Annotated in this window: 9 protein-coding genes and 2 pseudogenes; 6 read left to right on the forward strand and 5 right to left on the reverse strand. The window is 42.6% G+C overall.

The window, feature by feature from the left end; translation table 11 throughout:
- The 3 genes from H6G17_RS33765 to H6G17_RS33045 form a co-directional block, all read left to right on the forward strand.
- A partial coding sequence (locus H6G17_RS33765) for a hypothetical protein (protein ID WP_242038707.1) occupies positions 1-357 on the forward strand: 357 nt, incomplete at its 5' end.
- Between the two features lie 144 nt (positions 358-501).
- Positions 502-1,758 (forward strand): recombinase family protein, encoded by a 1,257-nt coding sequence (locus H6G17_RS33040; protein WP_199317167.1) that lies wholly within the window; start codon positions 502-504, stop codon positions 1,756-1,758.
- Between the two features lie 10 nt (positions 1,759-1,768).
- A complete protein-coding gene (locus H6G17_RS33045; RefSeq protein ID WP_199317168.1) occupies positions 1,769-2,491 on the forward strand; it encodes a hypothetical protein in 723 nt (240 codons plus the stop codon).
- A gap of 119 nt (positions 2,492-2,610) precedes the next feature.
- On the opposite strand, the pseudogene H6G17_RS35060 reads toward H6G17_RS33045, so the two are convergent.
- From H6G17_RS35060 to H6G17_RS31535, 4 genes and pseudogenes are all read right to left on the reverse strand, one after another.
- Positions 2,611-3,299: pseudogene (locus H6G17_RS35060) on the reverse strand (IS5 family transposase); the annotation flags it as partial.
- A gap of 223 nt (positions 3,300-3,522) precedes the next feature.
- Positions 3,523-3,825: a hypothetical protein gene (locus H6G17_RS31525; protein ID WP_192162565.1), complete on the reverse strand. Its 303-nt coding sequence runs from the start codon at positions 3,823-3,825 to the stop codon at positions 3,523-3,525.
- 446 nt (positions 3,826-4,271) lie between these two features.
- A complete protein-coding gene (locus H6G17_RS31530) occupies positions 4,272-4,529 on the reverse strand; it encodes a hypothetical protein (protein WP_192162566.1) in 258 nt (85 codons plus the stop codon).
- Between the two features lie 247 nt (positions 4,530-4,776).
- Positions 4,777-5,235 carry a hypothetical protein gene (locus H6G17_RS31535; protein WP_192162567.1) on the reverse strand — a complete coding sequence of 153 codons (459 nt, stop codon included), beginning with the start codon at positions 5,233-5,235 and terminating at the stop codon, positions 4,777-4,779.
- A gap of 654 nt (positions 5,236-5,889) precedes the next feature.
- On the opposite strand from H6G17_RS31535, the gene H6G17_RS31540 reads away from it, so the two are divergent.
- Complete coding sequence (locus H6G17_RS31540; protein ID WP_192162568.1) at positions 5,890-6,120, forward strand: hypothetical protein; 231 nt, start codon at positions 5,890-5,892, stop codon at positions 6,118-6,120.
- 7 nt (positions 6,121-6,127) lie between these two features.
- On the opposite strand, the gene H6G17_RS31545 is transcribed toward H6G17_RS31540, so the two are convergent.
- A complete protein-coding gene (locus tag H6G17_RS31545) occupies positions 6,128-6,481 on the reverse strand; it encodes a hypothetical protein (protein ID WP_242038708.1) in 354 nt (117 codons plus the stop codon).
- Between the two features lie 163 nt (positions 6,482-6,644).
- Here H6G17_RS31545 and H6G17_RS31555 point away from each other — a divergent pair, with 163 nt between their 5' ends.
- Together H6G17_RS31555 and H6G17_RS31560 are read left to right on the forward strand one after the other, a co-directional pair.
- Positions 6,645-7,319 (forward strand): plasmid pRiA4b ORF-3 family protein, encoded by a 675-nt coding sequence (locus H6G17_RS31555; RefSeq protein WP_192162580.1) that lies wholly within the window; start codon positions 6,645-6,647, stop codon positions 7,317-7,319.
- A pseudogene (locus H6G17_RS31560) lies at positions 7,316-7,671 on the forward strand (ISKra4 family transposase); the annotation flags it as partial. The gene H6G17_RS31555 and the pseudogene H6G17_RS31560, both read left to right, overlap by 4 nt.

Raw genomic sequence — 7,671 nt, forward strand, 5'->3', positions numbered from 1 at the left:
TCTCTGTGTGCAACTCATAATCCTTACTCAAACGCCGAAATCGATTCAGCCAGCCGAACGTCCTTTCGATTACCCAACCACAATACCTACATAAACCATAAACAAAATTCTTCAGCTATCGTCAGTATAGAAGGGTTACTAGGGTTGGTAGCGTTGGTCGCACGATACCAAGTAACTGCAGATTCCGGCACTCAGGAAGGTACGGTATGTCAAAGCGAGAAATCCCCCCCCGTCCAGTCCGCCAACAGTAGATCGATTGTGGCGGCAGTTACCAGTAGCGAATCGTCAACGACTGATATGGCTGCTGGCTCAACTGCTAGTTGGTCAGATAACACTGACCGAGGAGGAGAGCCATGAACTACAGGTCTAATGTGCGAGAATTACGCTCCGAGAGGATTCTACCCGTTCATCTGGAGCGTCTAGCTGTTGTCTATATACGACAATCTACCCTGCAACAAGTGCGCTTAGCATCAAGAATCAACGCGACTTCAATACGGGTTAGTGGAACGTGCCCAAGCTTTGGGGTGGAGTTCAAATCGGGTTTTGGTGATTGATGATGACCTAGGAAAATCAGGGACAACAGCCGAAGGACGCGAGGGATTTCAAAGGCTGGTAGCAGAAGTCAGCTTGAATCATGTGGGCTTAATTGTGGGAATCGAGATGTCACGACTGGCGCGTTCGTCCAAAGACTGGCATCAACTGTTGGAAGTCTGTGCATTATTCAGGACACTAATTGCAGACTTAGATGGGATCTACGACCCCAGCCAGTATAATGACCGCCTGTTGTTGGGACTCAAAGGCACCATGAGTGAAGCCGAATTGCACATCCTCAAGCAACGGATGCAAGAGGGGAAGCTGAATAAAGCACGACGCGGTGAATTGAACTTTGCTCCACCGATTGGTTACATTCGCCGTCCGTCGGGTGAAATTGCATTTGACCCTGATGAGCAAGTCCAGCAGGTCGTGCGGCTGATTTTTCGCAAGTTTGAAGAATTGGGAACACTCAACGGTGTCCTAAGATACCTAGTCCGGCATGATATCCAACTAGGTGTTCGAGTGCGGGTTGGCGCGAATAAAGGTGATTTGGAATGGCATCGCCCAAACCGAATGACGCTGCAAAATCTACTCAAGAATCCGGCTTATGCTGGTACATACGCCTATGGTCGTCGCCAGATTGACCCACGCAAGCAACAACCAGGACGACCAAAAACGGGTCGCGTGGTGAGTGCCCTAGAGGATTGGCATGCACTGATTCCAGATTGTTTTCCTGCTTTCATTTCCTGGGAGCAATATCAACAGAACCTATCTCGCCTGCAAGCCAATCAAGCCCGTGCAGATGTGATTGGAGCAGCACGTCATGGTTCGGCTCTTCTGTCAGGTCTTCTTGTTTGTAGCTACTGTGGCTGTCGCATGACAGTGCATTACAGCGGTCAGGGACGAACGCATGAATATCTTTGCAATCGCTTGTTAAGTGATTATGGCGGCGAACGCTGTCAACACCTATCAGGGATAGCACTCGATAGAGCCGTTACTCAGCAAGTTTTGGCGGCATTACAACCTGCTGCACTGGAATTATCCCTACAAGCTGCCACTCAACTGGAACAGGAGCGAGCCCAACTCAATCAAATTTGGCAACAGCGGTTGGAGCGAGCTGCATTTGAGGCAGAGCGAGCTGGACGGCACTACCGTCTGGTTGAACCAGAAAATCGTCTCGTGGCGCGGCAACTAGCACTCCTAATGGGAAGAAAAGCTGGCTGAGCAGCAACAGTTGCAGGAAGATTATCAGCGTTTTTGTGCCCAACAACCACGACAATTATCACCAGCCCAACGAGCTGCCATTGAGCAGCTAGCCCATGAGATTCCTGCTCTTTGGTCAGCGCCAACAACGACTCCTGCTCAACGCAAGGAGATCGTTCGCCAGTTGATTCATCGCATCATCGTGCAGGTTCACGGACACAGCGAACACATTACCCTTACGATTGAATGGATAGGGGGTAGTATGACTCAACATCAAGCGATTCGTCCCGTAGCCAAGTGGGAACAATTGAGTTACTACCCGCAACTGTGCCAGCGAATACGCACATTGGCAGCAACAAAACTCACTGCCGCCGAAATCGCCCAGCAACTGAATCAACAAGGCTTTCGTCCCCCAAAACACTGTACTCGATTCGAGCGTCCAAGTGTGCTAGAGCTGATGCAACGCCTGGGAATATACCAACGTCGTCCCAAAGGTATTGACAAAGAACCACTGGCAGCCAATGAGTGGTGGCTGCCCGATCTAGCACGTCAGTTGGCAATTCCCAACACTACGCTCTATGCTTGGGTCAGGCGAGGTTGGGTCAAGGCTCGGCAACAGCAGACCTCACCATATCGATTAATTGTTTGGGCAGACTCAGCAGAGCTAGGACGGCTAAACCAATTTCGTCAAAGTTCTTTGAGTGACCGTATGCGACAACAGTGGTTAGAGAAAGAGTTGCTTCAACCACACTAGGCAGCTATACCGTAGGATCAATTCAGGAGGAGAATTTATGCCCTACAAAAATCACCAATCGGCGCTGCTCAACCAGCATTCATCTGTTGAAGTTTATGAGGGCATTGTAGCTGGGTCATCTCCACAATCCATCGCTTCGGCAATCGCTCAAATGTTTTCGAGATCCGTTCAATCACCTCAACACGAACTTGTTCTCCACAAACTTGCTTGACGGCTCGAGCAAAGTTTTCTCCTGAGTAGCCAGAATCTACCCAAACAACTTCCAATTTGGACAATTCCGGAGCAGCTTCATCCAGTACAACCACCGCGCCCAAGCGTTCCGATGCATTAGCTTCGGTGACCAAAACGCCAATCAGCAATCCAAGAGAATCTACAACGAGATGGCGTTTACGCCCTTTAACCTTCTTGCCACCATCAAAGCCGTAGACCTCCCCCTTTTTTCCGTTGTCTTGACCGATTGAGAATCGGCAATAGCAACGGTTGACTGTTCATCTCGCCCTAAATCCTGTCGTAGTTGATGACGCACAGAGTCGTGAAGAAGCTGCCAAATACCTTTGCGCTGCCATTTCTGAAAGTAGCCATATACCGTTGTCTAGGGAGGAAGATCGTGAGGCAGCATTTCCCACTGACACCCAGTACGTTGCACGTAGAAAATGGCATTGAGAATTTCTCGGACATCCACTTCTGGTGGATGTCCAAATCCCTTGGGTGTAGGTAGAAGCGGCTTGAGAATTAACCACTCGGCATCGCTTAAATCACTTGGGTAGGGTTTGCGGTACGGATTCTCAATCGTCGGTAGACGGCTCATCGACAACAACATCACTACACTCAATTTAGCCTATAACCCAACACAATCAGATTCAGTTCTTTTTAGATTTTCTTTACGAATCAGCTCTAATACATCTTTATTAAAAATGTATGACATTTTTTTTTAGCTGATGCGTGATTTTGTAACGTATATATTTACTTTCTAGCAATTATAATTATCAGATTGTTAGAGTCATTTTTAAAATTTTTATTAACTTAAAATTTTAGCATTCGCTTTCGATGCATTTAATCCGGTGATTGATAATTTCATCAAGCGCGTTGAGATAAAAAACCAATTGCTCTTGTTTAGACTTTAATGCTTCTTGGATAACTATTAAGTTTCCTATTGCATGTTGTTTATTAATATAGTTGACAAAGATGTAATAATCTTCTTTAAAATTTTTGACAACATTCAATCGTTTCCGCTCCTCAATTAAAGGATGGCCAGGGTTTTCTCTTTCAATCGAATTAATAAGAGCTTCGGCTTTTCTAAGTTGTTGTTCTAATTCTTGAAACAAACTATACATAAACTTAAAACCTTTTTTATTTTTAAAACATCTAAAAAATCAAATAAAAATTCTACCATGCAGTAAGTTTGTAATTTGAGAAAAATAAAATGAAGGAAAGATATATTTAATCCTGAAATTAGTGTATTTTTTGGTCTACAAGAACAACCTTCTTTTTTAGAAAAACCATACATATATAATTAATATGATTGTTTAATTTAATTGTACAACATTCATAAACAAATAAATAATTGAGAAATTTACAAACTGTGAATATGCTTGTGTCTTGGTATATATTTTTTTATGGGATAGCAAAAACTATGAATGGTTTTCCTTTTGCACGAATATAGTAGATTTGAATTGGTTGTGAGTTATACATTTTCCTACTATTACTAAGTACTCGTTAAAAGCTGAATTTTGGAGCTGATACTATATAGATAAATTGTATTTATATAGATTTATATCTACTAAGGTTCAGTCTCATTATCCTCATTATCAAGTTGTTCGTCTTCTAGAGAAGTTGATTTATTGTCCAAGCTATCCGAGCGATCGAGATTGTCGGAAGTTGTATCCATACTTGGATCGCCTTCATTACCTGATTCACCTTCATTATCCGAGCTATTTTCTGTGGAAGCACTACCTGGTTTTATTGATGGATTTTCTTTTTTTGTATCAGATTGGCATAGGGTTTCTAAATTTAGCACCGTACCTTCTGACGTTTGCATATAGCAAAGAAAATTACTATTTGGTAAGTTTTTACTAATCTTATCGACTAAGATAGGATTTGTTGAAGTTAAAGATAGTAAACTGAAACTTGATATATGGAGGAAGTTTAACATGATGAGTTAATAGCAACTAAGTGGAAGAACTGAAAGATAATGAGCGATCGCAGGATAGTAGTTAACGCCGTGCTGTCTATTCATTTTGCCTTACAAGTCAACTTTTCACTAAACAAGAAACTAAGCAATAAGATTAAGCAATAAGATGTTGTTTCAAGTTAGATAATTTTTGCAAAGCTTGAAAATTTTCAAATTCAGAAATTGAATGCAATTTTTCTACACTACTGAACGTCTCTAAAAGTTGATGGCAGGAAGCTGTTAAAATTTCAATGTAAGTATCTCGTACATCTTCAACAGTCGAGCAGTTGAGCAATTCAAGTGCTAGCATAATTTTAAATAACGAGTCGCACCACTGCCGTGACAAAATCTCTTGGAGAGTTATATTTTTCTGTACGGCTTTTTCGAGATATACTGATAAATTAGATGAATAGCGACTATTATTTCGCTTTATAGTTGCCTCGCACTGAAGAATATCTCGCCGTAGCTGTCGTCCTCTAAAAGTATTTGCCATTAATGCTAGAGATTTCCAGCAATCAACGCTAATTTTGACGATTCTGGGATCGCCTGGATTACCCAAACGATTTGAATTCACTTGAGGTTGAAGTGGGAGTAATTTGATAGAGAAATCCTCTGTTTCAGTAAAAGATCTAAAAAGAACTTTTTTAGCTTTATACTTATCCTGAAAACCACTCCATTTCCAAGCGATATCAAAATCAATAGGAAAACGATCGACAGAATTGACTAATTCAAGCAGTTTCTGAAAATTGTATTTATTCTCTCCAGAGTATCTAGTAGATGCTGTCTCTTGTGAATTCATAACACTAAGATTTTCTTGCTAGCGGTTACCGATTTGAATTGTAGGCTGGAAATATCCTACTTATGTAAGCGATTGACACATGGAGAAGATTTCTGGTTCAACTGTCTGTTTGAGGCTCTTGACAAAACTTGACTGTTAGTAGCAGTTTTTAGGTTTTGTTAAAAAATTATTAACCTAAAAAATTTTGACCGTGCTACAGCTCAGATTTAATTGACTGTTTGGTATTTGCGTTCTCTGAAAGAGTAGTAAGACAATCCTTTCAACACTTAGCTAAAAAATTAGCCTGTGCCAGTACTCGCTATTAAATCGAGTTTTAGTTAATCTCTTCTATATAAACTTAGCTCAATATCCAAAATAATTAAATAACTAAAAGGCGTTTTACATAATATTTAACAGAAAATTTTTCAATTGCTAAATTTGATACATTGAGTGAGCGAAGAAGGAGAGCAGATAGGAAACAGAACTCATGAGATGCGAAGCGTCGATCGCGCTCCTGCACGGCACATTTACTTGTCTCGACCGATCGTACTCCGAACTAACAATCGGGACATAAGTGGTGGTACGCTATCACCGATTATTCGCCCTGCAACTGCGATTTGTTCTGGAAAAACATGGCTTTGTTGCATGAATAATTTGAGAATCGCTCCTGTTTGTTTCTAGCCAGGATTTAGTTTTCTACTTTGTAGCTCTGGGGCTTACCCAAATGAATCATTCGATTCAGTGCTGCACATTTGAGGAATAATTCAACAGCTTGATTATCAAACAGACGGCGACGCAACGTTCCCCCAAAGATGGTCTTGAATCGAAACATCGTTGTTTCTGCCTCATATCGTCGGTGGTAACCACTCTCTTGCTTCCATTGTTGCCGTCCAACTTCGTCAATCCGTTCCAAAACTCGATTGCGTGAATGCACCTCCCCAGTTTCTGGGTCGTCTGACCACATCACCGCATCGAAAGCGTGGGGGAATCGTCGCTTTCGCCCCTCGGGCAGCAATTTCGTCATAACACGAAGCTGTGTCATACGCTCCATCCCCTGACACTTGCTCGATCTTTTCTTCAACCCCATCGAGGATATCGGCAAAGGCTTCATCATCACTCAGATTGTTCGTACTAGCAACTGCTGCCAATATGGAGAGCGAAAAATTTCGGGGGAGATGAGGTACGCAACGCGGTAGGATGACCCCATGTCCGATTCTTCCGAACCCATTATCTACCAATTAAAGATAGTGTTGCTTGGCATCAGTCCCATGATCTGGCGACGCATACTTGTCAGCAGCGACAGCACGATAGAAGACTTGCATTACACGCTCCAGCTGGCAATGGGCTGGTCAGACATCCACCTGCACCATTTCATCATTCATGGTAAGCAGTATGGAATTACCCAACCAGGGGGAACGGTATTTAGTGACTGCGCCAGCGAAGTGGAGTTAGGTCCGTTTGGGTTAAGACTAAAAGAAAAATTTTTCTACGAATATGACTTCAGTATATGTCCATCAATGGGTACATGGCGTTACTGGTGGCGACATCAAATTAGAGTAGAAGCAATACTCACTCCAGATGAAAACCAAATTTACCCAATCTGCACTGGTGGTAAAGGTGTTTGTCCCCCAGAGAACTGTGGTGGTCCTTGGGGTTTTATGAAAGCGAGGGAAGAATTTTTGATTTGGGACGTGTTAGAGCGGTTTGCTTCAATGTTGAGGGACGGGAATTTTGACATGGATAAAGAAGAAGCCAGTGAGCTACTAACTTGGCTATTAGTTTATCAAAACCGCTTCGACCATCCTCAAGTCAACAAGCATTTACGACAATACGCCACGGGAGATAGAAAGTTGTTGTTATTTGAGCAGAGGATAGTGTGAAATTTAAAGTTCAACTAGTTATTGAATCAGAGTCGGGCGATACCCAGTCAATTCAAGAAGTTGTCCAAATCGAAAAAGGCAATTTACAACCCGAAAATTTGGGATTAACTCTAGCCCAAGCCAAAGAATTATTGCTTCAGACCCAACGCAGCATAGCTTCTCAACAAATAGCCGAATACCAAAGACAGCAAGCTGCTTGTTCCCATTGCAATAAAAAGCTGTGCCACAAAGATCAACGTACCATTGTATATAGGACACCATTTGGCAAGTTACAACTACAAAGCCAACGATTGTTTCACGCTCGCTTGTACCGAGCAACCAACCCGCACCTTCAACCCAGTAGCAAATCTAT

Source organism: Chroococcidiopsis sp. [FACHB-1243] (assembly GCF_014696895.1).
Lineage (GTDB): Bacteria > Cyanobacteriota > Cyanobacteriia > Cyanobacteriales > Chroococcidiopsidaceae > Chroococcidiopsis.